This window comes from Aeromonas sp. FDAARGOS 1415, assembly GCF_019048365.1.
Classification (GTDB): Bacteria; Pseudomonadota; Gammaproteobacteria; order Enterobacterales; family Aeromonadaceae; genus Aeromonas; species Aeromonas taiwanensis.
The window spans coordinates 579,801-602,974 of the sequence record NZ_CP077363.1 but is presented as its reverse complement, the minus strand read 5'-3'; the positions used below and the strand labels follow the sequence as shown (position 1 = coordinate 602,974).

General features: G+C 63.9%; 21 protein-coding genes. 13 read left to right on the top strand and 8 right to left on the bottom strand.

All coding sequences use genetic code 11. The features are described from left to right. Positions 1–12: 12 nt before the first annotated feature. On the bottom strand, positions 13–1,008 hold the full coding sequence (gap, locus tag I6L45_RS02805) for a type I glyceraldehyde-3-phosphate dehydrogenase (RefSeq protein ID WP_042074119.1): 996 nt from the start codon (positions 1,006–1,008) through the stop codon (positions 13–15). Positions 1,009–1,354: 346 nt separating this feature from the next. On the opposite strand from gap, the gene malQ reads away from it, so the two are divergent. From malQ to msrB, 4 genes are all read left to right on the top strand, one after another. Next, the gene (gene malQ / locus I6L45_RS02800; protein WP_216983404.1) at positions 1,355–3,544 is read left to right on the top strand and encodes a 4-alpha-glucanotransferase; all 2,190 of its coding nucleotides are present in this window, start codon (positions 1,355–1,357) and stop codon (positions 3,542–3,544) included. 82 nt (positions 3,545–3,626) lie between these two features. Continuing rightward, on the top strand, positions 3,627–5,804 hold the full coding sequence (gene glgB / locus I6L45_RS02795; RefSeq protein WP_216983403.1) for a 1,4-alpha-glucan branching protein GlgB: 2,178 nt from the start codon (positions 3,627–3,629) through the stop codon (positions 5,802–5,804). Next, positions 5,804–7,945, top strand: a complete 2,142-nt coding sequence (glgX, locus tag I6L45_RS02790) for a glycogen debranching protein GlgX (protein WP_216983402.1) — start codon at positions 5,804–5,806, stop codon at positions 7,943–7,945. The genes glgB and glgX overlap by 1 nt, the downstream gene beginning before the upstream one ends. Before the next feature lie 56 nt (positions 7,946–8,001). Beyond that, positions 8,002–8,388, top strand: a complete 387-nt coding sequence (gene msrB / locus I6L45_RS02785) for a peptide-methionine (R)-S-oxide reductase MsrB (RefSeq protein ID WP_043757956.1) — start codon at positions 8,002–8,004, stop codon at positions 8,386–8,388. Between the two features lie 71 nt (positions 8,389–8,459). Here msrB and chrA read toward each other — a convergent pair whose 3' ends face one another. Further along, entirely contained in the window at positions 8,460–9,593 is a 1,134-nt protein-coding gene (gene chrA / locus I6L45_RS02780) for a chromate efflux transporter (protein WP_216983401.1), read from the bottom strand. A 181-nt stretch (positions 9,594–9,774) separates the two neighbouring features. Continuing rightward, positions 9,775–10,218 carry an NUDIX hydrolase gene (locus I6L45_RS02775; protein WP_216983400.1) on the bottom strand — a complete coding sequence of 148 codons (444 nt, stop codon included), beginning with the start codon at positions 10,216–10,218 and terminating at the stop codon, positions 9,775–9,777. A 225-nt stretch (positions 10,219–10,443) separates the two neighbouring features. Between I6L45_RS02775 and I6L45_RS02770 the strand changes: the two genes are divergently transcribed. The 3 genes from I6L45_RS02770 to I6L45_RS02760 all read left to right on the top strand — a co-directional run bounded on the left by I6L45_RS02770 (position 10,444) and on the right by I6L45_RS02760 (position 11,592). Next, on the top strand, positions 10,444–10,869 hold the full coding sequence (locus I6L45_RS02770; protein ID WP_043757962.1) for a MarR family winged helix-turn-helix transcriptional regulator: 426 nt from the start codon (positions 10,444–10,446) through the stop codon (positions 10,867–10,869). Between the two features lie 26 nt (positions 10,870–10,895). Beyond that, the gene (locus I6L45_RS02765) at positions 10,896–11,126 is read left to right on the top strand and encodes a hypothetical protein (RefSeq protein WP_210549554.1); all 231 of its coding nucleotides are present in this window, start codon (positions 10,896–10,898) and stop codon (positions 11,124–11,126) included. Between the two features lie 148 nt (positions 11,127–11,274). Next, positions 11,275–11,592, top strand: coding sequence for a hypothetical protein (locus I6L45_RS02760; RefSeq protein ID WP_216983399.1), 318 nt, complete (start codon positions 11,275–11,277; stop codon positions 11,590–11,592). An 86-nt stretch (positions 11,593–11,678) separates the two neighbouring features. On the opposite strand, the gene I6L45_RS02755 is transcribed toward I6L45_RS02760, so the two are convergent. Further along, positions 11,679–12,155, bottom strand: coding sequence for an Lrp/AsnC family transcriptional regulator (locus I6L45_RS02755; protein ID WP_010672894.1), 477 nt, complete (start codon positions 12,153–12,155; stop codon positions 11,679–11,681). Positions 12,156–12,464: 309 nt separating this feature from the next. Further along, positions 12,465–13,088, bottom strand: coding sequence for a metalloregulator ArsR/SmtB family transcription factor (locus I6L45_RS02750; RefSeq protein WP_216983398.1), 624 nt, complete (start codon positions 13,086–13,088; stop codon positions 12,465–12,467). Between the two features lie 149 nt (positions 13,089–13,237). Here I6L45_RS02750 and I6L45_RS02745 point away from each other — a divergent pair, with 149 nt between their 5' ends. Both I6L45_RS02745 and I6L45_RS02740 read left to right on the top strand, forming a co-directional pair. After that, the gene (locus I6L45_RS02745) at positions 13,238–14,476 is read left to right on the top strand and encodes an MFS transporter (RefSeq protein ID WP_216983397.1); all 1,239 of its coding nucleotides are present in this window, start codon (positions 13,238–13,240) and stop codon (positions 14,474–14,476) included. A gap of 162 nt (positions 14,477–14,638) precedes the next feature. Beyond that, positions 14,639–15,460 carry a Cof-type HAD-IIB family hydrolase gene (locus I6L45_RS02740; protein ID WP_216983396.1) on the top strand — a complete coding sequence of 274 codons (822 nt, stop codon included), beginning with the start codon at positions 14,639–14,641 and terminating at the stop codon, positions 15,458–15,460. Between the two features lie 59 nt (positions 15,461–15,519). On the opposite strand, the gene I6L45_RS02735 is transcribed toward I6L45_RS02740, so the two are convergent. Then, the gene (locus tag I6L45_RS02735; RefSeq protein ID WP_210549556.1) at positions 15,520–16,083 is read right to left on the bottom strand and encodes a DUF2799 domain-containing protein; all 564 of its coding nucleotides are present in this window, start codon (positions 16,081–16,083) and stop codon (positions 15,520–15,522) included. Positions 16,084–16,283: 200 nt separating this feature from the next. On the opposite strand from I6L45_RS02735, the gene I6L45_RS02730 reads away from it, so the two are divergent. The 3 genes from I6L45_RS02730 to I6L45_RS02720 all read left to right on the top strand — a co-directional run bounded on the left by I6L45_RS02730 (position 16,284) and on the right by I6L45_RS02720 (position 20,393). Next, complete coding sequence (locus tag I6L45_RS02730) at positions 16,284–17,123, top strand: isopenicillin N synthase family oxygenase (protein WP_043757990.1); 840 nt, start codon at positions 16,284–16,286, stop codon at positions 17,121–17,123. A 209-nt stretch (positions 17,124–17,332) separates the two neighbouring features. Then, positions 17,333–18,646: a sodium-dependent transporter gene (locus I6L45_RS02725; RefSeq protein WP_216983395.1), complete on the top strand. Its 1,314-nt coding sequence runs from the start codon at positions 17,333–17,335 to the stop codon at positions 18,644–18,646. 433 nt (positions 18,647–19,079) lie between these two features. Continuing rightward, positions 19,080–20,393, top strand: coding sequence for a sodium-dependent transporter (locus tag I6L45_RS02720; RefSeq protein WP_216983394.1), 1,314 nt, complete (start codon positions 19,080–19,082; stop codon positions 20,391–20,393). A 103-nt stretch (positions 20,394–20,496) separates the two neighbouring features. On the opposite strand, the gene I6L45_RS02715 is transcribed toward I6L45_RS02720, so the two are convergent. Then, on the bottom strand, positions 20,497–20,961 hold the full coding sequence (locus tag I6L45_RS02715; protein WP_216983393.1) for a hypothetical protein: 465 nt from the start codon (positions 20,959–20,961) through the stop codon (positions 20,497–20,499). Positions 20,962–20,988: 27 nt separating this feature from the next. Next, positions 20,989–22,365 (bottom strand): PLP-dependent aminotransferase family protein, encoded by a 1,377-nt coding sequence (locus tag I6L45_RS02710; protein WP_216983392.1) that lies wholly within the window; start codon positions 22,363–22,365, stop codon positions 20,989–20,991. A gap of 118 nt (positions 22,366–22,483) precedes the next feature. Here I6L45_RS02710 and I6L45_RS02705 point away from each other — a divergent pair, with 118 nt between their 5' ends. After that, positions 22,484–23,080 carry a LysE family translocator gene (locus I6L45_RS02705; protein ID WP_216983391.1) on the top strand — a complete coding sequence of 199 codons (597 nt, stop codon included), beginning with the start codon at positions 22,484–22,486 and terminating at the stop codon, positions 23,078–23,080. Positions 23,081–23,174 lie beyond the last annotated feature (94 nt).

The window sequence follows — 23,174 nt, the reverse complement described above, 5'->3', positions numbered from 1 at the left end:
GCGCATCCCAAATTACTTGGAGATGTGAGCGATCAGGTCCAGAACCTTGCTGGAGTAGCCCATTTCGTTGTCGTACCAGGAGACGACTTTCACGAAGGTCTTGTTCAGCTGGATACCAGCCTTGGCATCGAACACGGAGGTCTGACGCTCACCCAGGAAGTCGGTGGAAACCACTTCGTCTTCGGTGTAGCCCAGAACGCCCTTCATGGCGCCTTCGGAGGCAGCCTTCATGGCCTGGCAGATTTCAGCGTAGGACGCTTCTTTCTTCAGGTTGACGGTCAGGTCAACAACGGACACGTCCGGGGTCGGAACGCGGAAGGCCATGCCGGTCAGCTTGCCGTTCAGTTCCGGGATGACAACGCCAACAGCCTTGGCAGCACCGGTAGAGGACGGGATGATGTTCTGAGCCGCGCCGCGGCCACCGCGCCAGTCTTTGGCAGACGGACCATCAACGGTCTTCTGGGTAGCAGTGGTAGCGTGAACGGTGGTCATCAGGCCGGATTCGATACCGAAGGTATCGTTCAGAACCTTGGCGATGGGGGCCAGGCAGTTGGTGGTGCAGGAAGCGTTGGAAACGATGTCCTGGCCAGCGTAGGAATCCTGGTTAACACCCATGACGAACATCGGGGTGGCGTCTTTGGACGGGCCAGTCAGAACGACTTTTTTGGCGCCGGCAGCGATGTGCTTGCGAGCGGTTTCGTCGGTCAGGAACAGGCCGGTAGCTTCGGCAACAACGTCAACACCGATCTCGCCCCATTTCAGGTTGGCCGGGTCACGCTCAGCGGTAACACGTACAGTTTTGCCGTTAACGATCAGGTTGCCGTCTTTGACTTCAACAGTGCCCTTGAAGCGACCGTGAGTGGAGTCGTATTTCAGCATGTAAGCCATGTAGTCAACGTCGATCAGGTCGTTGATACCAACCACTTCGATGTCAGAACGCTCAGCGGCCAGACGGAATACGAAACGACCGATACGGCCAAAACCGTTAATACCTACTTTGATAGTCATAATTGGTTACCTAACTGTTCAGTAGTCAAAGAAAATTCCGTTTGTAAATTTACTAGAACTCACCTGTGAGTCAACCAACATTCTGCGCGAAATTGCGCTATATCATGAAAAACTGTGAAATTTATTTTCGGTTTATGTAACTGGCTACCAGCTTTTGTTGAATGCATCATCAGCAAAGTGGGGCGCAGAGAACAACAATAGTGCCTGCCCGGTCACACATCCAGCCGGGGAGATATGTAAAAATGTGCCCGGTTTAGCATGGCCAAAGAGCCACTGTTCAAGTACCAACCATAAAAATTAATCACAAAATAGCGTAGACAGAATCCACAGCGGGAATTCTCAAACTATGACCACCCTGATTGAACAGCTGGCTGCCGCCAAAGGCATTGCCAGTGAATATGTCGATGCCTGGGGCCAGCCGGCCCTGGTATCCGAAGAGAGCAAGGCCGCCATGCTGGGCGCCATGGGTTACCGCGTCGATGACGAGGCCGCCCTGACCGAGCAGCTGGAGCAGGAGCATCGCCAGCACTGGCTGCGGCCCCTGGATCCCGTGATGGTGGTGCGCAGTGGCGAACCCATCAGCCTTGAAGTCCGTCTGCCTATCGAATTCGTCAACGACGCCCTCCACTGGCAGATCGCGCTGGAGCAAGGCTCCCGGCTGTCCGGCCAGCTGACTCCGATCGAAGGGGAGCTGGTCGGTGTCGCCGAGTTTGAAGAGATGGAGTGCCAGGCCTACCGGGTTGCCCTGGATGTGCAGCCTGCGCTGGGGTATCACCAGTTGCAACTGCTGGAAGAGGGCAATGACGAACCGCTGGCCTCCATGCGTCTCATCGTCGCCCCCAAGTCCTGCTACAAGCAGGCGCCCATCGCCAATGGCCGCAAGGTGTGGGGTCCGAGTGTGCAGCTCTACTGCCTGCGCAGCCGCCACAACTGGGGCATCGGCGATTTCAGCGATCTCGGCCAGTTGGTGGAGAAAGCCGCCGCCTGGGGTGCCCACTTCGTCGGTCTCAACCCCATTCATGCCCTCTATCCGGCCAACCCGGAGAGTGCCAGCCCCTACAGCCCCTCGTCCCGTCGCTGGCTCAACGTCGCCTATATCGACGTGGAAGCGGTGCCCGAATTCCTGGGCAACGCGCGCCTGAAAGCGGAGGTGGCGAGCCCGGCCTTCCAGCAGCACCTCACCTCCCTGCGGGTCAAGGACAACGTGGACTACACCGGCGTCATCCAGACCAAGATCGGCATGCTGCGCCAGGTGTTTGACGAGGCAAGCTTCAGTGCCGAGCGTCAGGCGGCGTTCGATGCCTTCGTGGCCGCCGGTGGCGACAGCCTGCAGCAGCAGGCCGCCTTCGACGCCCTGCAGGCCCACTTCTATGGCTTGGGCGACAATGCCTGGGGCTGGCCGGTGTGGCCGGAGCCGTTCCGTGACTATCACAACCCGGCCGTTGCCGCCTGGATGGCCGAGCACAGTCAGGACGTGGCCTTCTACCTCTACCTGCAGTTCCTGGCCGACGAGCAGCTGGCCCTGGCCGATGCCCGCGCCAAGGCCGCCGGCATGGTGATGGGGATCTACCGGGATCTGGCGGTGGGCGTCTCCGAAGGGTCCACCGAGATCTGGGCGAACCGGGATCTCTACTGCCCGAAAGCCTCGGTCGGTGCGCCGCCCGACATTCTCGGCCCGTTGGGTCAGAACTGGGGCCTGCCCCCCATGAACCCGAACCAGCTGTTCGAGGCCGCCTACCAGCCCATGGTGGATCTGTTCCGCGCCAACATGCGTTCCTGCGGTGCGCTGCGTATCGACCACGTGATGGCCTTGCTGCGTCTGTGGTGGGTGCCGCCCGGAGCGTCCGCCGCCAAGGGGGCCTACATCTATTATCCGGTCAACGACCTGCTGGGGATCCTGGCCCTCGAATCCCACCGCAACCAGTGCCTGCTGATCGGCGAGGATCTCGGCACCGTACCGGAAGGGATCGATGTGACCCTCAAGGAGAACGGTGTCCACTCCTACAAGGTGTTCTTCTTCGAACGCTCCAAGGACGATGGCGGTTTCATCTCGCCTGCCCATTACGCCGAGCAGGCGATGTCCGCCCTGACCACCCACGACATGCCGACCCTCAAGGGCTTCTGGCATTGTGACGATCTGGCGCTGGGGCGCGAACTGGGGCTCTACCCCGATGAAGAGGTGCTCAAGACTCTGTATGCTGATCGCCACCAGGCCAAGCAGCGGATCCTTGACAGCCTGCACGGTCATGGGGTCATCTCTGACAATATCAGCCACGACGTGAACTGGGTCGGCATGAACACCGAACTCAACCACGGTCTGCAACTGCACATGTCCCGTGGCAGCTGTGCCCTGTTCAGCACCCAGCTGGAAGACTGGCTGGAGATGGACAAGCCGGTGAACGTGCCGGGCACCAGTTATGAATACCCCAACTGGCGTCGCAAGCTCTCCCGGGATCTGGAGGATATTTTTGCCGATGAGGCGCTCAAGAATCTGGCGGGCAAGATGAGCCGGGCCCGTGACGAGGCCAGCCGTTGAGCCTTAATCGCCAACATGTGACTCACTTTCATCCGCTTCGGCCCAGGCCGAAGCGGATGTTCAGCCATCAAAGGAAATGTCGATGCCCGTTGAACGTTTGGTTGCCGCCCGCTGTGCCGATCCCTTCTCCCATCTAGGCCTGTTGGCCAATCCGGATGGGCCAGGCCTGAAACTCACCGCCTGGTTGCCCGATGCGCTCGAGGTCCGGGTCAGAGACCTCAAGTCCGGCAAGATAGTTGCCACCCTGACCGCCGCTGATGAAGCGGGCCTCTTTGAAACTGTTTTCACCCGCCGCAAGAATCCCTTCCCCTACCAGCTCATCGCCCGCTACGCCGACGCCAGTGTCGACATCATCGATCCCTACCAGTTCCAGGCTGCCGCCTGGGAAGGACTGGCAGAGCTGACCTGGCAACCGGAGAACCTCTACCACACCCTCGGTGCCCAGTTGCGCACCGTTGAACACCTCGGCCAGCAGGTAGAAGGGGTGCGCTTCGCCGTCTATGCGCCGAGCGCCACTGCGGTGAGCCTCATCGGCGACTTCAACTTCTGGGACGGCCGTCGCCACCCCATGCAACGCAGCCAGTGCGGCCACTGGGTGCTGTTCGTGCCGGGCCTGAAGGCGGGGGATCGCTACAAGTTCGAACTCAAAGACCCCATGGGCAACCGGCTGCCCCACAAGAGCGACCCGGTGGGCTTTTACAGCGAGCAGTACCCCTCGTTCGCCTCCGTGGTGTACGACCACGATCAGTACCAGTGGCAGGATGCCGCCTGGCGCGAGAGCCAGCGCAATGACAAGCGGGAGCAGCCCCTCTCCATCTACGAGCTGCACGTCGGCTCCTGGAAGCGCCACCCCAACGGCGACAGCCTGAACTGGCGCGAGCTGGCGGTGGATCTGGTGAACTACGTCAAGGAGATGGAGTACACCCACATCGAACTGCTGCCGGTCTCCGAGCACCCCTTCACCGGCTCCTGGGGCTACCAGCCGGTGGGCATGTTCTCCCCCACCAGTCGCTACGGCACGGCTGATGATTTCAAATATTTCGTGGATCAGTGCCACCAGGCCGGGATCGGCGTCATCCTGGACTGGGTGCCCGCCCACTTCCCGTCCGATGCCCACGGCCTTGCGCGCTTCGACGGCACGCCGCTGTATGAATACGAGGATCCGCGCCGTGGCTGGCACCCGGACTGGAACTCCTACATCTATGACTTCGGTCGCGACACGGTACGCCAGTTCCTGGTGGCCAGCGCCCTGTTCTGGCTCGACAAGTTCCATGTGGACGGCCTGCGGGTGGATGCGGTGGCCTCCATGCTCTATCTGGACTATTCGCGCAACGCCGGCGAGTGGGTCCCCAACGTCGATGGTGGCAACCACAACTACGAGGCGATAAGCCTGCTCAAGTGGACCAATGAGGAGGTGTACGGCAAGTATCCCCACGCCATGACCATCGCCGAGGAGTCCACCGCCTTTGCCGGTGTCTCCCGTCCCACCTTCCTGGGGGGCCTGGGGTTCGGGTTCAAGTGGAATATGGGCTGGATGCACGACACCCTCAGCTACATGCAGAAAGAGCCCATCCACCGTCGCTACCACCACAACGACATGACCTTCTCCATGGTGTACCACTATGACGAGAACTTCATCCTGTCCCTCTCCCACGACGAGGTGGTGCACGGCAAGCACTCCCTGCTCTACAAGATGCCGGGCGACGAGTGGCAGCAGGCGGCGAACCTGCGCGCCTACATGGGCTTCATGTATGCCCACCCCGGCAAGAAGCTGAACTTCATGGGGACCGAGATCGCCCAGAGCAACGAGTGGAACCACGATGCCCAGCTGCCCTGGCACCTGCTGCAGTATCCTAGGCACGGCGGTCAGCAGCGGCTGATCCGGGATCTCAACCACCTCTACCGTCATGAAGCTGCCTTGTACGAGGCCGATTATGAGCAGACCGGCTTCCGCTGGCTGGATCACAACGACGCCGACAACAGCATCTTCGCCTGGCTGCGCGCCGACAAGCTGGGGGCCAACCCCCTGGTGGTGGCCTGTAACTTCACCCCGGTGCCGCGCATCGCCTATCGCCTGGGGGTGCCGGCGGCCGGTCACTACCGGGTGGTGCTCAACACCGACAGCGAGCATTACTGGGGCAGCAATTACGATGTGGGTCTGGTTTTCGTCGCCGAGCCGACGCCCTGGCAGGGCATGGCGCACAGCATAGTGCTGGACTTGCCGCCGCTCGCGACCTTGTTCATCAAACAGGAGTCTTGATGTTCACAATGGAAAACGGGGTGGATCACCCGCTGGGCGCCCGTCTCGACGAGACGGGCTGCCATTTCTGTGTCTGGGCTCCCCAATCGGACAAGGTGGAGCTCTGTCTGTTCGACGAGCAGGAGCGCGAGCTGGTCCGGCTGGCCTTGCCCGGTCGGCGCGGCCAGTACTGGTTCGGCCATGTGCGCGGCGTCAAGGCCGGTCAGCGCTACGGCTATCGGGTCCATGGCAAGCCCCAGGACGGCCTGCTGTTCGATCCGGACAAGCTGTTGATAGACCCCTATGCCCGGGCCCTCAGCCGTCCCACCCGCTGGGATGACGCCCTCTATCAGGGGGACAGTGCGGCCATGGTGGCCAAATCCGTGGTGGTGGACGATGCCTTCGACTGGCAGGGCGTTGGCAAACCCGGCATTCCGCCCGAGCGGGTCGTGCTCTATGAGGCCCACGTCAAGGGCTTCACCCGCCAGCACCCCGGGATCCCCAAGGCGCTGCAGGGCACCTACCTGGGGATCAGCCATCCGCTGATGATCGAGCACCTGCAGGCGCTGGGGGTCACTTCGGTGCAGCTGATGCCGGTGGCGGCCTTCATGTCCGAGCCCAGGCTCGAGCAGCTCGGCCTCAGCAATTACTGGGGTTACAACCCCGTCGCCTTCTTCGCCCCCGAGCCGCGCTACGGGGCCGAGGAGGCGGTGACCGAGTTCAAGACCATGGTGCGCGAGCTGCACCGGGCCGGGCTCGAGGTGATCCTGGACGTGGTCTACAACCACACCGCGGAATCCGGTTTCGACGGCCCCATGCTCTCCTTCAAGGGCTTTGACAACGCGGGCTACTATGCCTTCGAGGCGGGAGCCCACGGCCCGGACTACGGCCGCCACGCCAACGTCACCGGTTGCGGCAACAGCGTCAACCTGGATCACCCCAACACCCTGAGGCTGGTGCTCGATGCGTTGCGCTACTGGGTCACCGAGATGCAGGTGGACGGTTTCCGCTTCGACCTGGCGGTGACTCTGGCGCGCGAAGCAGGGGAGTTCGACCCCATGAGCGCCTTCTTCAAGGCCATGCTGGCGGATCCCGTGCTGGCGCGGGTCAAGCTCATCGCCGAGCCCTGGGACATAGGCCCCTTCGGCTATCGTCTCGGCCAGTTCCCGAGCCAGTGGCTGGAGATCAATGACCGCTACCGGGACACGGTGCGCGCCTTCTGGCGCGGGGATGCGGGCAAGATGGGGGACTTCGCCACCCGGCTGGTCGGGTCGCGGGATCTCTTCCCGAAGAACTGGCGCGCTCCGCACACCAGCGTCAACTACCTCTGCTATCACGACGGCTTCACCCTGGAGGATCTGGTCTCCTACAACCAGCGCCATAACCAGGCCAACGGCGAGGACAACAGAGACGGCCACGGCAACAACCTCTCCAGCAACCACGGGGTGGAGGGGCCGACGCTCGATCCCAGGGTGAACAACCTGCGCCAGCAGCAGAAGCGCAACCTGATCGCCACCCTGCTGCTCTCCCAGGGGACGCCGCACTTCCTCGCGGGGGACGAGATGGGGCGCAGCCAGCTCGGCAACAACAACGCCTATTGCCAGGACAACCAGATAAGCTGGGTCAACTGGCAATTGCGCCCGGAGGACGAGCGGCTGCTCGTTTTCACCCAGCAGATGATGGCGCTACGGGCGGAATCGGGGGTCTTCTCCAACCTGCAGCTGAGTGACGACAGCTGGAACGGTGCCCCCAGTAGCTGCCACCAGGTCAACTGGTACCACCCGGACGGGCACCAGCTCACGGATCAGGACTGGCATGCCCCCATGGGGCAGGCGTTCGCCATGGACATCGGCATGATCGGCTGTGCCGGTGAACGCTGGTGCGTACTGTTCAACGCCAGCGATTACGACATCCAGTTCCGCCTGCCGCCTCCGGGGGAAGGCATGGAGTGGATCCAGACCATAGACACCGCTACCAACGACGGTCTGCCCTTCCTGCCTGACGACATCAAGCGGCAGGTGGCGGTGGGGCGCGCCCACTCCCTCAAGCTGCTCAAGCGGATCGCCCTGCCGGCGGTCGCCCTGGCCAAGGAAGAGGCGACCTCCACGGCGGATGTTGCCGCCGTGTTGCCAACGGGATCACAGTTCCCGCTGGCGGGGTAGAGGGAAGCGGCCGGAGTGGGTATGCTGGCCACCGTTATCAGTGGTGAGGAGTCGGCATGAGCAGTAACAACCCCGAACAGTGGCGCGACAAGCTGAGCGCCGAGCAGTATCACGTCTGCTGGGAGAAAGGCACGGAGCGTCCCTACAGTGGTGCCCTGTTGCACAACCGCAAGAGTGGCGACTACCTGTGCGTCTGCTGCAAGAGCGTGCTGTTTCACTCGGATGCCAAGTTCGACTCCGGCTGCGGCTGGCCTTCGTTCGACCGGGCCATCGAGGGGACGGTGACCTACACCGAAGACAACAGTCACGGCATGAAGCGGGTGGAGATCACCTGCAGCCAGTGCGGTTCCCACCTCGGCCACGTCTTCCCTGACGGGCCGACCGAGACCGGCCAGCGCTACTGCGTGAACAGCCTGAGTCTGGACTTCGATCCCGACGCCTGAGGTTCTGCCCGGCATGAGAGACAACAACGGCGCCCCTGCCAGCAGGGGCGCCGTTTTCGTTGTGGCCGTATTCAGACCTGCAGCAGGGCGGCCCCTGTCAACAGGCCGGCGAGGATCAGGATGGGCAGTTTCTGCACGCGCAGCAGGTAGAAGCCGAGGGCGGCCAGCGCCAGATCGGTGGGGGCCAGCACGGCGCTCAGCCACACCGGCTGATAGAGGGCGGCCAGCAGCAGCCCCACCACGGCGGCGTTGATCCCGGTCACCGCCCCCGTCAGCCTGGGGCTGGCCAGCCAGCTCTGCCAGCAGGGCCCGAGGGCCCACAGCAGCAGGAACCCCGGCAGGAAGAGCGCCAGGGTGGCGAGCAGGGCCCCTGCCAGGGGCGTGGCGGGCAGCAACTGGGCGCCGAGGTAGGTGGCCAGGGTGAACATGGGGCCCGGCACCAGCTGGGCCAACCCGTAACCGGTCAGAAACTGTTGCTGGTTGAGGCTGTGCCCCACGCTCTCCTGCAGCAGGGGTAGCACCACGTGGCCACCGCCAAACACCAGGCTGCCCGCCCGATAGAAGTCGGCGGCCAGCTGGCCGAGGGGGCCACCCAGCAGCGGCAGGCCGAGGAACAGCAGGGCGAACAGCAGCAGGGTGGGCCAGTGGGGTTGGCGCCGGGCGCTGGCCTGCGCAGCGGCCCCGTGCCCTTCCTGCCGGGCGCAGATGAGGGCCGCTCCCGCCAGCATGACGAGCTGGGTCAGGAGGCCGGGTTGCCACCAGAGGGCGGCGGCGGTAAGCACCATGATCCCCTGTTGCAGCCCCGTCTTGCAGAACTGGCGGCTCATGGTGAGCACGGCATCGGCCACCACGATGAGCGCCAGCAGCTTGAGGCCGTGCAGGGCGGCGTCCAGCCAGACATTGGCGCCCAGATAGCCCACGCCGATGGCGGCGGCCAGCAGCAGCAGGAAGGAGGGGAGGGTGAAGCCAACGAAGGCGGCCAGGGCGCCGCCGAACCCGGCGCGGTGGCGGCCGATGGCGAAGCCAAGCTGGCTGGAGGCGGGGCCGGGCAACAGCTGGCACAGGGCCAGCAACTGGGAGAACTCGGCCTGGGTCAGCCAGCGCAGGCGCTCGACGAAGGTGCGCTGAAAATAACCGATATGGGCAGCGGGCCCGCCAAAGCTGACACACCCCAGCCACAGAAACTGAATAAACACCTGCCCCACGCCACCACTCCTGTCTCGTTATCAAAGGCACTGCCGGGATGATATGACAAAGGGATGAACCTGTTATGACTATTCGGGCTATCCCGTTTGCGCAGTGTGTCGCCCCGCGAACGATGGCTTATGGGGTGGGCTGGTTCGGCGTTGGCAGGTAGTCGCGGTTCGCCAGCCAGCGGGCGATGGCTTATGGGGTGGGCTGGTTCGGTGTTGGCAGATAGCAGCGATTGGCCAGCCAGCAGGCGATGGACTGGCGACTGGCATCGAAATGGGGTTCGGGCAGGACCCTGGGGTCGCACCAGACCCAGCCCTCGCACTTCTCCGGCTCCAGCAGTTGCGGCTCCCCTTCCACCTCGGCCAGCAGGGTGACAGAGACGTAGTGCAGGCCGCTCTCGCGCCAGGTCTCCAGATTGTTGGTGACGGCGATGACGCGGGGATGGTGGATGACGAAGCCCGTCTCCTCGGCCACTTCCCGGATGGCCGCCGACTCGAAGGTCTCCCCCAGCTCCAGATGGCCGCCGGCGATGGACCAGTAGGGGGCATGGCTTCCCTTGCGCTTGCCGAGCAGCACCTGGCCCTGGCGGTTGGTGAGGATGACGCCGACCCCGACGCGGGGATAGGGAGTAGACATGGGGACGCTCCTGGCTGTGACTGTGCGACGACGGGGGGCCTTCCACCCCAAAAACGGGCCCACCTTAGGACGGATAAGGGCGTTTCGCAAGCAATGGCCCCGGGGATCTGGCTTGTCCACCACCCATCCGGATGGGGGGCTGGTGGGCCAACTGCCTTGCGTGCAAATTATTCAGCCCTCACTGCTCATGGGGTATACTGCCCCCAGTCGTCAGCGGGGTGCCCCATGAGTGAATTGAAAAAGCAGGTCTGTTTTGCCCTCTACAGCGCCTCCAATGCGGTTATGCGGGCCTATCGGCCACTGCTGGACAAGCTGGACCTGACCTATACCCAGTACCTGGTGATGCTCGCGCTCTGGGCCCGGGACGACGTGAGCCTCAAGGAGATTGGCCAGGAGACCGGGCTGGATGCGGGTACCCTGACCCCCATCGTCAAACGTCTGGAAACCAAGGGGTGGCTGACCCGCACCGTTTCCCGCGAGGACGAGCGGCAAAAATGCATCCGCCTGACCGAGGCGGGGCGCCAGCTGCAACAGGAGGTCAGGGCCTGCTGCCTGGGGGACAGCTTGCGCAACCAGGTGGATCTGGCCGATGCTGAGCTGGCCCAGCTCAAGCAGCTCTGCGATCGCGTATCGGCTCAGCTGGGGCGCTGATCCCTTTTCCTGTCTGGAGTCATCCGATGAAGATCATGATCCCCTTGTTTGCACTCCTGCTGGGCGCCTGTGCCGGCTCCGGCAAGGGCCCCTCCGAACTGCGCATCGACGATGCCGATGCCTGGCAGGCCGTTTGCAAGGATGGCGTTCGCGTCAGGGCCATCAGCGACGAGGGGATTTGTGCGGCGCATCGCGGCGTGGCCATGTGGATGAATAAACCAAGGGCCGTGCGGATGGCAGAAGAAGCGGCCAAATAGTGTGATCAAGACGCCATAAAATGACAAAGCCGACCCTGGGGTCGGTTTTTTTTCGCGATCTCGCCAGCACTTTGGCGCCTTGTTCATGGTGCGCTCATTGTTCTCTTCCCATACTGGCCCTCAAGTGCCAAACGAAAAGGAGAGAGAGATGCAGTCATCCATCGTGGGGCTCTCCATTCTGTGGGGACTGGCCAGTTTTGGCGTGCAGGGGGATTTCATCGAGAGCCGCGAGACCGTGGTCCCGTCCTGGCAAGCCGAGTCCAGAGTGGAGATGGAAGGATATTTGATCGCGTCCCTGGGGGCGGATCGCTGGGTGTTCGACAACGGCAGCGAGAGCCTGGAGGTCGCCCTGCCCAAAGGGCAGTGGGTCTCCACCGGCGAGCGCCTGCGCTTGAGCGGCGAACCCCTGCAGGAGCAGAATGGCTGGTTGCTGCAGGTGCAGGACGTCAGCCCGGTCGAGGCCTGACAGCGGGCTCTCGGCGCCAGAGACGACAAAGAGGAGGCCATGGCCTCCTCTTGCATTTTGTGTCTGTCAGCCTAGGTGCCGGGCCCTCAGCCCAGGTGATTGAGGGGCAGGGCCGTCTTGTGCTTGATGCGGCGCAGCACGAAGCTCGAGCGCACCCCGGTCACCCCGGAGATGTGGGTCAGCTTGTCCAGCAGGAAGTGCTGGTAGTGTTCCATATCCCGCACCACCACCTTGAGCTGGTAGTCGGCGTCGTTGCCGGTGATGAGGTCGCACTCCAGCACCTCGGGCAGATCCTTGACGGCCCGATCGAAGTTCTCGAAGCGCTCCGGTGTGTGCCTGTCCATGGAGATATGAATGTAGGCAGTGAGGGTGAGCCCCAGCTGGCGGGCGTTGAGCAGGGTCACATGGGTGTCGATGAGACCGGCATCCTCCAGCGCCTTGACCCGGCGCGAGCAGGGGGAGGGGGAGAGGCCGACCAGCTCGGCCAGCTCCAGGTTGCTGATGCGGCCATTCTCCTGCATCAACTCCAGAATATGCCTGTCTATACGATCAAGTTTCAGCATTCTCCGTTCCTCGTTGCAATTACTAATCCACTTTTCCTAGATTAAGGGTGAACTATTGCAAAAACAACTGAAAATACCTGCTACTTCACAACCACTCACCGCATGACCGGGGGTACTATGGTGTCATCTTCCGGTGGCAAGACAGATGCCCAACCAGGCGCCTGTGGTGAAGGACCTTACCGGGTCACCAACCCCATCAGCCGTTCGACCCAACCGGGAAGCGACGGGCTGGAACGAGAGCACCCTCTCCCCGAAGGCAACAAAGCAGGCATCCCGGCGCCTGCTTTGTTGTTTTTGCTGCCCGCTCACTCAGGGCTGCGGCGGCCGGATGCGATAGAGGCAGCGCCTGTCCCCGTCCAGCAGATACTGCTCCCGCTCCACCTCGGCCGGCGCCAGCAGCGCGCGGAACATCGCCAGCTCGCTGCGACAGAAGCCCCGGCACGCCCTGGCCGCGCTGCAGATGGGGCAGTGACTCTCCCACCACAGCCAGCTGCCGTCCTCCTCCTGTGACATGTCTGCCATATAGCCCTCCTGGCTGCGCATCACCTTGAGCTCCGCGAGCCGATCCGCCAGTGCCGGCTGGGTCAACCTGGCCTGATAGCGGTGCAGCATCTGCTGCTCCCGCCGGGCAATGAGCTGCTCCATGCCCTCCTCACCAAACAACTGCCTGACGTCGTCGATCAGTTGCAGAGTCAGCTCGCCGTGAGTGTCGGGGAAGCGTTGCCAGGCCTGCTCGGTGAGCTGCCACAGTCGCACCGGACGGCCACGGCCGCGGGCCTCGTCGCTGAAACTCACCCAGCCTTCAGACTCCAGGGTCATCAGATGCTGGCGCGCCCCCATGGAGGTCATCTGCAGCTGCTCCCCGAGCGCGGCCGCGCTCTGGGGGCCCCGGGTCTTCAGGAGATGGAGGATCTTGTCGGTGCTGGCGTTCATGGGATGACTCTGGTTGTGGAGATCGGGTCTGAGAGGCCCGGCTAGGGTCATTATGGGCAGGGGACCCATTTAAATCAACGATATGCTTTACTTAATACCCGAGTCCTTACAATATAAATAAACAAATAACTTTATTTAATGGAGCTGACATGGAAGGGATCAAGGGACAGGCGACGCTCTGGGTGCTGGTCATGACGGTGACGCTGGCGGTGGCGGGATTCAGCCTGCCGTCCCCCGTGCTGGCACCGCTGATGCTGGATCCGGCCCAGGGCATGCTGACGCCGGAAGCGCCGGACTGGAGCCGCAAGGTGTGGCTGGGTGTGATCATGGGGCTCTATCCGCTGTTTCAACTGCTGGGGGCCCCCTGGCTCGGCAAGCTGTCGGATCGGCATGGCCGCAAGCCGGTGCTGACCCTCTGCCTGGTGGGCGTGCTGGCGGGATATGTGCTGATGGCGTTGGGGATCGCCTGGCGCTCCCTGCCGCTGTTGCTGCTGAGCCGGGTGGTGGAGGGTTTCTTCAACGGCGACATCGCCATCGTGCAGGCCATGGCGGCAGACATGAGCACGGCGAAAACCAAGGCGCGCAACTTCGCCCGCATCAACATCGGCATGAATCTGGGCTGGGTGCTGGGCCCCATGATAGGGGGCTATGCGGCCGTGGTGTCGGGGGATTACAGCCTGGCGGCCTGGCTGGCGGTGGGGATGACGGTGATCAACCTGCTGCTGGTGCTCTGGCTACTGCCAAATCGGCCACCGGTGTCGGCTGTGCAGGACGACATTCCCCTCACGACCCGCCAGCTGCTGCTGCAACCTCGCCTCCTACCTTACTTCGCGCTGACCCTGGCAAGCTACGGGGCGGTGCAGCTCTACTTCACCTATTTCAACGTCTGGCTGGTGGAGCGGCTCGCCTGGGATCCGGTGCAGCTGGCCCAGGCCGCCGTGCTGGTGAGCGTGCCCATGATGCTGGGTTCCTGGATCGGGGAGCAGCTGGCACGCCACTGGCGCGGCAGCTCCCTTGGCATCGTCGGCCACCTGGTGATGGCGGCGGGCATGCTGATATTCATCCTGCCGACCCAGTGGTGGGGGCTGGCGCTCACCTTCATCCCGGCCGGCATCGGCATGAGCCTGGGGGAGCTCGCGACCTCGGTAGCGGTCTCCAACCGCAGTGATGCCAGCCAGCAGGGGCAGGCGATGGGGATCTATCGCGGCCTGGCGGTGGGCAGCGAGATCCTGGCGGTGGGGCTGGGCAGCCTGGTGTTGCTGGCGGGCACCGAGTGGCCCTTCTACCTGGCGACGCTCTGCGGTGTGCTCTGTGCCCTCGGCTTCTACGGGCTGCGCCGGCGGGCGGACAGGAGAGAGGCCGTCACCGGGTGCGCGGAGGCGGGCTGATCCCGACGCGGCGGGATCACAGATTGGCGCCGGGGCGGCAGCCCGGGCTTGCATCGCGGCGCCGAGTCTGGGACGGTATGACTTCTTGCTCCGATTTACCCCGTCGCCCGGCGACCGCTTTCTCCATCATGCGCCCCGCGATGCCCACTCTTTGGAGGTGATATGAGGCAATATCAGGCCATTGCTCTGGATATGGATGGCACTCTGCTGACCCGGGATCACAAGATCTCGTCCGCTACCCGGGCCGCCCTGGCCCAGGCCCGGGCTCACGGCATCAAGGTACTGCTGGTGACCGGCCGTCACTTCATGACGGCGCGCCCCTTCCACCACGAACTGGCCCTCGACACCCCCATCATCTGCAGCAACGGTGCCTACCTCTATGATCCGGCGCAGGAGAGGATCCTCGCCGGGGATCCCCTGGCGGTGGCGCCCCTCACCGCCCTGCTGGCCGAGGTGCAGTCCCAGGAGATGGGGGCGCTCTTCCATCTGGGGGACGGCATCGGCTACCTCGGCTGCGAGGAGCACGTGGGCCGGATGCGGCGCTGGTCCGCGAACCAGCCGGATCACCTCAAGGTCTCCCTGTTGCCGGCCCAGGATCTCGACGCCTGGCTGCAACACCCCATCTGGAAGCTGGAGCTGTTTCACCAGGATCCCGGCCGGCTGCACCGTTTCGTGGGGGAGGTGGTGCAGGGGTTGCCCTTCACCCAGGACTGGGCTGCCCCCTATGCGGTGGAGCTGGTGCAACCCGGCTGCAGCAAGGGCAACCGGCTGGCCCAGTGGGCGGCGAGCGAAGGGATTGCGATGGAGGACGTGGTGGCGTTTGGTGACAACAACAACGACATCAGCATGTTCGAACAGGTGGGACTGGCGGTGGCCATGGGCAACGCGGCCCCCCAGATCCAGGCCCATGCCGACCGGGTCACCGCCGACCACAACGAGGATGGCATCGCTCTGGCGCTGCAGCGCTGGGTCCTGCCCGCCTGAGGGGAAGAAACAGACAGCGGCAGAAACAGAAAGGGGCCATGTCGGCCCCTTTCTGTTTGTCAGCTCCCGAAGGAGAACTGGATCACCCGATCCGGGAAGCGGATGCGGTTGTACTCACGGCGCACTCCCTCGTAATGGCGAATGGCGCGCTCGCGCTGGGCACGGTAGTAGTCGCGCTGCTTGCTGTCGCTCTCGCTGCGGATCTGTTGATCGAACTGGTAGATGCTTCGCTCGGTGCGCTCCAGCTCCTGTTGCAGTTCGGAGAGACGCTGCTCCAGCAGGTACTCCTTGCGACCGCGCTCGAACTGGGTGAGGAAGCTGGTGTCATTGGGGCAGACCCCCAGGTATTCGCTTCCCCCCCGCCCCTTGGTGTAGGCGAGCTCGGGGATGCAGTAGAGCTCCAGCCCCTTGGCGTAGCCGCGCTGCCACTCGGCCTCGTCCACCCTGAGGCCGTACTCCCCGCAGGTTTTCTTGTAGTCGCCGGTGGCGGCCCGGGTCTTGCCCTGCTCCCCGTCCTGATAGCCCTGGTTGTACCAGCTCATGGCACGGCACTCCTCCTCCGACAGGGAGCTGCACCCGGCGAGCAGCAAGGGGAGGGTCAACAGCAGGATCTTGGGGGACATGAAGGGGCTCCGAGAGTAAGGGTGGAGAGGCATTCTAGAAGAGGAGGCCTGCCCGGGACAAGGGCCGGGCTGCCAGGCGGTGTCATGATGTTTTTGTCAGTATTTTCAACCCGTTGCGAATGGACTGTCGGCAACCTTTTCTTGCCGGGGGAGGCAGGGTAAACTGCGCCTACTTTTAACTGGCATGTAACAAAAAAACAATGAAAGTCCTGACCGTCGATTACCGCTCCCCCGACGCGGCCGAGCGTTTCACCGAATCCCTGCGGACCACGGGGTTCGGGGTGCTGACCAATCACCCCATCCCGAAAGAACTCGTGCAGTCCATCTATGACAACTGGTATCGCTTCTTCATGAGCGAGCAGAAGCAGGATTTCCTGTTCAACCGCGAGACCCAGGACGGCTACTTCCCGCCCTCGGTGTCCGAGGTGGCCAAGGGGCACAGCCAGAAGGACATCAAGGAGTACTTCCACATCTACCCCTGGGGCCAGATGCCGGAAGAGCTGAAGGCGCAGGCGATGGAGTACTACCGCCTCGCCAACGGTCTGGCTGCCGAGCTGCTGGGCTGGGTGGAGCAGTACACCCCGGGCGACATCGCCGCCCACTACAGCTGCCCGCTCTCTTCCATGATTGAAGAGAGTCAGAAGACCTTGCTGCGGGTGCTGCACTACCCGCCGTTCGACGGGACCGAGGAGCCGGGCGCCATCCGCGCCGCCGCCCACGAAGACATCAACCTGCTGACCATACTGCCCGCCGCCAACGAACCTGGCCTGCAGGTGAAGGGGTCCGATGGCGAGTGGATGGATGTGCCCTGCGATTTTGGCACCCTCATCATCAACATCGGTGACATGCTGCAGGAGGCCTCTCGCGGCTACTACCCCTCCACCACCCACCGCGTCATCAACCCGACCGGGGGCAGTGCCGCCAAGTCGCGCATCTCCTTGCCGCTCTTCCTGCACCCCCGTCCGGACGTGGTGCTCTCCGAGCGTCACACCGCCCACAGCTATCTGATGGAGCGGTTGCGGGAGCTGGGGGTCATCTAATCCCGCCAGCCCCAGGCAGACAACAAACCGGAGCATCCCCGCTCCGGTTTTTATTTTGTGGCACGATTGGTTGGTTATCCGAATTTTATTGGTTAATGATGCTAAAAACTGAGTTTTATATCGGATATACGCCGAGTGATTGCGCGCCTGCGGGCGTACTCTGAGCGCCATTTCGGGCCTCGCTGGCAGGCCCTTCGCGTGGAGTTCTTATGAAGCAGTCCCAATGGTCATCCCGGCTCGGTTACATCCTGGCCGCCGCAGGTTCCGCGGTCGGTCTCGGCGCCATCTGGAAGTTCCCCTATGTCACCGCCGCCAACGGTGGCGGTGCCTTCCTGCTGGTCTTTCTGCTGTTCAGCTTCACCCTGGGGGTGGCAGTGCTGATGGGGGAGACCCTGATCGGCAGCCTGACCCGGCGTGGAGTGGTGGGAGCCTTTGGTGAACTGATGGGCAGGCGCTGGCGCTGGGTCGGTGCCATGGGTCTGCTGTGCAGCCTGCTCATCTTCTGTTTCTACAGCGTGGTGGGGGGCTGGACCCTGGGGTACACGGGCATGGCCCTGGCGGGGGAGCTGCAACAGGGGGACGGCGCGGCACTGACCGCCCGTTTCAACGACTACGTCGGTGATCCCCTCTGGCCTGTGCTGACCCATCTGCTGTTCGCCGGATTGACCTGGTGGTTCGTGCGGGGCGGCGTGCAGCAAGGGGTGGAGCGCACCCTGCGCTGGATGATGCCGGCCCTCTTCATCATGATCCTGTTGCTGGTGGCGTTCGGCCTCACCTTGCCCAACGCCATGGCCGGGGTGCGCCACTTCCTGATGCCCGACTTCAGCAAGCTCGGCATGTCAGGTGTGCTGGACGCCATGGGGCTGGCCTTCTTCTCCCTTTCCATCGGCCTTGGCATCCACACCACCTACGGCGCCTACCTGCCCTCCAGCGAGGGGGTCGGCCGCTCCAGCCTCTGGGTGGTGCTGCTGGCGAGCGTCATCGCCGTGCTGGCGGGCCTGATGATCTTCCCGGTACTGGCGGCGACCGGCATCGATCCCGCTTCGGGTCCGGGCCTTACCTTCATGACCATGCCGGCGGTGTTCCAGCAACTGCCCTTCGGCCAGGGGCTGGCGGTGGTGTTCTTCTCCCTGCTGGTAGTGGCGGCGCTCTCCTCCTCCATCTCCCTGCTGGAGCATTTGCAGTGCTTCCTGTGCGAGAGCCTGGGCTGGTCGCGCCGTGCGGCATGCACCTTCGTCATCGCCCTGGTGATGGCGGGCGGCATCCCGGTCAGCCTGTCGTTCGGTCCCTGGGCCACCCTGACCCTGTTTGGCAAGAACATCTTCGAGCTGCTGGATTTCATCACCTCCAATCTGATGATGCCGCTGTTCGGGCTGGCCCTGACGCTGCTGCTGGGCTGGCAGCTCGGTCGCCGGGCGCTGCCTGCCGGGCTGGCACCGCACTGGCGGACTCTGCTGATGGGCTGCTGGCGCTGGCTGGCCCCCTTGCTCATCGGTGGCATCCTGGTGCGCGGGCTGGTGTAAGGCAGGGCAAGTGGCGGGCCCGGGGCCCGCCATCAGGGCATCTCCGGGGGATTGCGCCAGACCGGGCATGTCTCCTGCGGGATTGACACTATATAAAAGTCTGTAAAATAGAAGATATTCAAAGTATTCATCATGAATATCTTTGTTTTATGTTTTTATATTCCATTTTTAGTGCCTTTGTTGACGAATAACTGTCAACTTCTCTTGCCATGGTTTAGGCTGTGGCCCCTTTTCCCGTGCAGGCGGCGCGTATCATGTCACCCCTCATCGCCCTCTTTGGCCGATTTTTACGCTCGCAAGAGAGGTGACCTTGCACGTGCCGTTTGTCTGAATGCCCATTGCAAAGGTCGCCGCCAGGCGGCCTTTTTTGTTGTGACGCAGAGCGCGTCTACCCATGGAGTATCGATGTGATGTTGTCTTGCCCGGAGGTTGTATGAGCCAGGTTCAGTGGTCTTCCCGTCTCGGTCATGTGCTGGCTGCCGCCGGCTCGGCGATCGGTCTTGGCGCCATCTGGAAGTTTCCCTATGTGACCGCCACCAACGGCGGTGGTGCCTTCCTGCTGGTGTTTCTGCTGTTCAGCTTCACCCTGGGGGTGGCGGTGCTGGTGGGGGAGACCCTGCTCGGCAGCCGCAGCCAGCGCGGGGTGCTCGGCGCCTTCCACAAGCTGGTGGGGCCGAACTGGCGCTGGATGGGTTACATGGGGATCCTGTGCGGCTTCTTCATCTACAGCTTCTACAGCGTGGTGGGGGGCTGGACCGTGGGGTATGCGGCCCTGGCCATTGGTGGTGAGCTCAACCTCGGTGAGGCGAGCGCCCTCACCGCGCTCTTTACCGGTTACGTGAGCGATCCCCTCTGGCCGGCCATCACCCACCTCATCTTCGCCGGGCTCACCTGGTGGTTCGTGCAGGGGGGTCTGCAGAAGGGGGTGGAGCGGGCGCTGCGCTGGATGATGCCGGCCCTGTTCGTGATGATGCTGCTGCTGGTGGTGACCGGTCTCTCCATGCCGGGGGCCATGGCCGGGGTGCGCCAGTTCCTGCTGCCCGACTTCAGCCAGCTCACCGGCCAGGGGGTGCTGGACGCCCTGGGGCTGGCCTTCTTCTCCCTCTCCATTGGCCTGGGGGTACATACCACCTATGGCGCCTACCTGCCGAACAGTGAGGGCGTGCTGCGCTCCGGGGTCTGGGTGGTGACGCTGGCGAGCCTCATCTCTGTGCTGGCGGGGCTGATGATCTTCCCGGTGCTCGCCTCCACCGGTATCGATCCGACCGCCGGCCCCGGCCTCACCTTCATGACCATGCCGGCGGTGTTCAACCACCTGCCGTTCGGGCAGGGGCTGGCGGTGATCTTCTTCCTGTTGCTGCTGGTGGCGGCGCTCTCCTCCTCCATCTCCATGCTAGAGCACCTGGTGCGCTTCACCACCGAGGAGTGGGGCTGGTCGCGCCGCAGTGCCTGCCGGGTGCTGACCCTGCTGATCATGGCCTGTGGCATCCCGGTCAGTCTGTCGTTCGGCCCCTGGGCCGAGTACACCCTGTTCGGCAAGACCCTGTTCGATCTGCTGGACTACCTCACCTCCAACCTGATGATGCCGATGTTCGGCCTGGTGCTGACCCTGCTGCTGGGCTGGCGGCTCGGGGACAGCATGGTGCCGGCGGATCTCTCGCCGGGGCTGCGCCTGGCCCTGCTCTGGTGTTGGCGTCTGGTGGCGCCGCTGCTGATCGCCGGGATCCTGGTGCGCGGTCTGCTGTGATCCGGGGCCGCATAACGGAGACCTTGTCCCTTGCGCGGTGTGTTGCTCATTCAAATAGACAAGAGGGGTTGGCCTGGGCCAACCCCTCTTCTGTTCTGGCGGGTTATTGCAGGCCAGGGCCCCTGGCGGAGAAGGGGCAGTCGCGCTGCTGGATGAGGCGGCTGCCCGGCTGGCCCTCTCCCTGCCAGGCGAGCTCTAGCTGACCGAGGCGACCGAGGTGGCGCAGCTCGAACTCGTAGCGCAGGCAGGGCTCGTCGAGGGGCAGGCTGGCCATGCCGGCCGGCAGGCGGTAGTCGTAGCGCAGCAGGGGGCCGTCCTGCAGCCGGCTCTGCACGGGCACCAGCCCTTCCGCCGTCGGAGCGGGGGCCTGGAGGTGGCGGCGCAGGGTCACAGGCGCATCTATGGCCTTCTGGTAGTGCAACCCGTTCATGGCCGCCAGCTCCTCCTCCAGCCGCGTCAGCTCCCCCTCCAGTCCGCTCAGGGCTGCTCCCAGCTGTTGATGGGCGGGGGAGGCGCAGCCTCCCAGCAACAGGGTGACAAGCAGCAGGGCGGGGCGGATGACAGACATGTTCACTCCTAGTGGCCGGGTCAATGACTATAGCAGGGGATTGGTGGGCGGCGTGGCGCGCAGCAGGCTGGCGAGCCGCTCCAGCCCTTCCGCGACGCGGGCGTCGGTGGCGGGCTGGCTCAGGCTCAGGCGCACCCCCTGGGGGGCGGCGAACTGGCCGGCGGCGAAGTGTTCTCCGCTCGCCACCCCGACGTCAAGGGTGTTGGCGGCCTCGGCGAACTCCTGGCTGCGCCAGGGCTCCGGCAGCGGCAACCAGGCGTGCATGGAGCCCGCCTGCCAGCGGGCTCCCGGCAAGAGGTGGCGTAGCAGCTCGCCGCGACGTGCCAGGATCTGCCGCTGCTGCTCGACCAATGGCATGATCTGGCGCTGGCTCACCAGCTTGCAGGCCAGCTCGATGAGGAGCGGGCTCACCATCCAGCTCGACAGTCGCATCGCCTGGGCGAAGGCGCCGCGCAAGTGGGGCGGGGTCAGCACGAAGCCGACCCGCAGACCGCCGCAGGCGATCTTGGCCAGGCTGCCGAGGTAGATGACCCGCTCCGGTGCCAGGTTGACCAGGGGCGTCACCGGCTGCTGGGGCAGCAGGCCGTTGACGTCATCCTCGATGATGAGCAGGTCGTGGCGACGGGCGATGGCGACGATGGCCTCCCGCCGCGCCAGGCTCATGGTGGCGGTGGTGGGGTTCTGCAGGGTGGGGGTCAGGTAGAGCAGCTTGGCGCGACGGGTGCGGCAGGCCGCCTCCAGCGCCTCGGGCAACAGCCCCTCCTCGTCCATCGCCAGCCCCACCACCTGGTTCTTCAGCTGGCGCGCATTGCCCAGCATGCCGGGGTAGCTGAGCCCCTCGCAAAAGAGGGTCTCCCCCACGCAGCCGGTGGCCAGCAGGGCCAGCATGATGCCGTGCTGGGCGCCGTGGCTGAACAGCAGGTACTCCTCGCGGCCCTCCACCCCCTGCTCGGCCAGCCAGTCGATGAACAGCTGGCGCTGGGCGGGCTGGCCCGCCTCCTTGTCGTAGCCGAGCAGGGCGTTGAGATCCCCGTCCGCCACTGCCGCCAGCATGGGGCGGATGATGGCGGCCCGATCCAGCTGCACCGGCAGGTTCTGCCACAGCTCGATGCGGTGCCCCTCCTCCTTGCGGATCACCCAGGCGTTGGCCGGATCCTCGCTCTCTCCCTTGACCCAGGTGCCGTGCCCCACCCGGGCGGCCAGCAGGCCGCGCCGCTCCGCCTCGCCATAGGCGCGGGTGACGGTGCCGACGGTGACCCCCAGCTTGTCCGCCAGCGCCCTGTGGGTGGGCAGTCGGGTCTCGGGCGGCAGGGTGCCGTCCTGAATGGCCTGCTCGATGGCCTTCACCAGTTTGAGGTAGAGGGGGCCGGCGAAGGGGGTGAGGTCCGGAGTCCAGATTGTCATGGTGACAATAAATCCATTGATCGAAGTGTATCGGCAATATAGCGTGAATTCAGACCGAATGACAATCAAGTACGGCACATTGTATCGATACAATGTGGCGGTTCAGGAGTACAAAAAGATGACGATCGAATGGTATGCCACCCTGTTTGGCTTTGCGCTGCTCACCTGCGGCACACCAGGCCCCAACAATCTCATGCTGACCGCGTCCGGCGCGAACTTCGGGGTGCGCCGCACCCTGCCCCACCTCATCGGGGTGGCCGTGGGCCAGCCCGTGCTGCAACTGGTACTGGCGCTCGGCTTCTATCCGTTGTTCGAGCGCTGGCCCCTGCTCAAGCTCAGCTTGCAGGTGCTGGGCAGCCTCTATCTGCTCTGGCTGGCCTGGCGCATCGCCGTGGCCGGGGCTCCCGGTGATCCGGCCAGCCGTGCCCGCCCGCTGACCCTGCTGGAGGGGCTGGGGTTCCAGTTCCTCAATCCCAAGGCCTGGATGATGGGGATCTCCGCCATCAGCCTGTTCAGTCTGCCGGGGAGCGACTACTGGCCCAGCATGGGGGGCATCATGGCCGTCTTCCCCATGGCGGGACTGCCGGTCTGCTTTGCCTGGGTGGTGTTCGGTCATCAGCTCAGCCGCTGGATCAACTCGGACAAGGGGTGGCGCCGGCTCAATGGCAGCCTGGGGGCGCTCACCGCCCTCTGTGTGGTGATGCTCTGGTATTGATGCTTGCCTGATTATTCATGCAAAGAAAATGCATTGCCGGCCTTGTCGCCAGGGCGTCGGCTCTGCATATTAGGAGGCTTGCCGTATCTGAAAG

Coding starts and splice junctions, on each gene's coding strand:
- malQ (WP_216983404.1), top strand. CDS start 1,355: ATGACCACCCTGATTGAACAGCTGGCTGCCGCCAAAGGCATTGCCAGT.
- I6L45_RS02745 (WP_216983397.1), top strand. CDS start 13,238: ATGGAAGGGATCAAGGGACAGGCGACGCTCTGGGTGCTGGTCATGACG.
- msrB (WP_043757956.1), top strand. CDS start 8,002: ATGAGCAGTAACAACCCCGAACAGTGGCGCGACAAGCTGAGCGCCGAG.
- I6L45_RS02735 (WP_210549556.1), bottom strand. CDS start 16,083: ATGTCCCCCAAGATCCTGCTGTTGACCCTCCCCTTGCTGCTCGCCGGG.
- gap (WP_042074119.1), bottom strand. CDS start 1,008: ATGACTATCAAAGTAGGTATTAACGGTTTTGGCCGTATCGGTCGTTTC.
- I6L45_RS02750 (WP_216983398.1), bottom strand. CDS start 13,088: ATGAACGCCAGCACCGACAAGATCCTCCATCTCCTGAAGACCCGGGGC.
- I6L45_RS02775 (WP_216983400.1), bottom strand. CDS start 10,218: ATGTCTACTCCCTATCCCCGCGTCGGGGTCGGCGTCATCCTCACCAAC.
- I6L45_RS02725 (WP_216983395.1), top strand. CDS start 17,333: ATGAAGCAGTCCCAATGGTCATCCCGGCTCGGTTACATCCTGGCCGCC.
- glgX (WP_216983402.1), top strand. CDS start 5,804: ATGTTCACAATGGAAAACGGGGTGGATCACCCGCTGGGCGCCCGTCTC.
- I6L45_RS02730 (WP_043757990.1), top strand. CDS start 16,284: ATGAAAGTCCTGACCGTCGATTACCGCTCCCCCGACGCGGCCGAGCGT.
- I6L45_RS02740 (WP_216983396.1), top strand. CDS start 14,639: ATGAGGCAATATCAGGCCATTGCTCTGGATATGGATGGCACTCTGCTG.
- I6L45_RS02770 (WP_043757962.1), top strand. CDS start 10,444: ATGAGTGAATTGAAAAAGCAGGTCTGTTTTGCCCTCTACAGCGCCTCC.
- I6L45_RS02715 (WP_216983393.1), bottom strand. CDS start 20,961: ATGTCTGTCATCCGCCCCGCCCTGCTGCTTGTCACCCTGTTGCTGGGA.
- I6L45_RS02705 (WP_216983391.1), top strand. CDS start 22,484: ATGACGATCGAATGGTATGCCACCCTGTTTGGCTTTGCGCTGCTCACC.
- I6L45_RS02760 (WP_216983399.1), top strand. CDS start 11,275: ATGCAGTCATCCATCGTGGGGCTCTCCATTCTGTGGGGACTGGCCAGT.
- glgB (WP_216983403.1), top strand. CDS start 3,627: ATGCCCGTTGAACGTTTGGTTGCCGCCCGCTGTGCCGATCCCTTCTCC.
- I6L45_RS02755 (WP_010672894.1), bottom strand. CDS start 12,155: ATGCTGAAACTTGATCGTATAGACAGGCATATTCTGGAGTTGATGCAG.
- I6L45_RS02720 (WP_216983394.1), top strand. CDS start 19,080: ATGAGCCAGGTTCAGTGGTCTTCCCGTCTCGGTCATGTGCTGGCTGCC.
- I6L45_RS02710 (WP_216983392.1), bottom strand. CDS start 22,365: ATGACAATCTGGACTCCGGACCTCACCCCCTTCGCCGGCCCCCTCTAC.
- I6L45_RS02765 (WP_210549554.1), top strand. CDS start 10,896: ATGAAGATCATGATCCCCTTGTTTGCACTCCTGCTGGGCGCCTGTGCC.